We start from the raw sequence: 825 nt of genomic DNA on the forward strand, positions 1-825 counted from the left end.
CTGGTCGGTATTGAAAATCCCCGGTCGCCCGAACCGCCCCAAGGCCTCCTCCAGCACCTCGAGGCAGAACTCCACCTCCATGGTGTTCGACACCCGCCAGGCCAGCACCTTCCGCGTCGCCCAGTCCATCACCGCGACCAGATAGAGGAAGCCGCGGCGCATCGGCAGGTAGGTAATGTCCGCGCACCAGACCTGGTTCGGGCGGTCGATCACCAGATCCCGCAGCAGATAGGGGAAGATGCGGTGCTCGGGGTTCGGCACCGTCGTCCGCGGCCGCTGGTAGATCGGCGCCAGGCCCATCTTCGCCATCAGCCGCCGGATCCGCTTGCGGCCGACTACGTAGTCCTCGCGCCGCAGGTGCCGCGCCATCTGCCGCGCGCCGTACCAGGGCGTCTCCAGGAATTGCGCGTCGATCAGTCGCATCAGCTCGAGGTTCAGCGCCGTCTCGCCCGTGGGCCGGTGGTAGAACCCCGACCGGCTGATCGAGACCAGCTCGCACTGCCGCACCACCGACAGCTGTGGGTGCTCCGGCTCGATCATCTGGCGGCGCCGCTCGAGGCTCATCGACCGGACGCTTTCGCCAAAAAATCCCGTTCCACCAGCAACTGCCCGATCTTGGCGTGCAGCTTCTGGATATCCGCCTCGGCTACCTTTGCGCTCTCCTGCGCGGCCGACTTGCCGGAGAACACCGCGGTCAGCCCCTCCATGGCCTGTCGCTTCCACTCGCCCACCATGGTCTGGTGAATGCCGTGCTTGGCCGCCAGCTGCGCCGTCGTCAACTCACCCCGCAGCGCTTCCAAAGCAACCTTCGCCTTGAAATCCGCC

At 66.4% G+C, this 825-nt stretch carries 1 pseudogene; it reads right to left on the reverse strand.

The features are described from left to right. Nucleotides 1–825, reverse strand: a pseudogene (locus H7965_RS30140) (IS3 family transposase); the annotation flags it as partial.

Origin of the sequence: Siccirubricoccus deserti (assembly GCF_014283215.1) — a bacterium.
Lineage (GTDB): Bacteria > Pseudomonadota > Alphaproteobacteria > Acetobacterales > Acetobacteraceae > Siccirubricoccus > Siccirubricoccus deserti.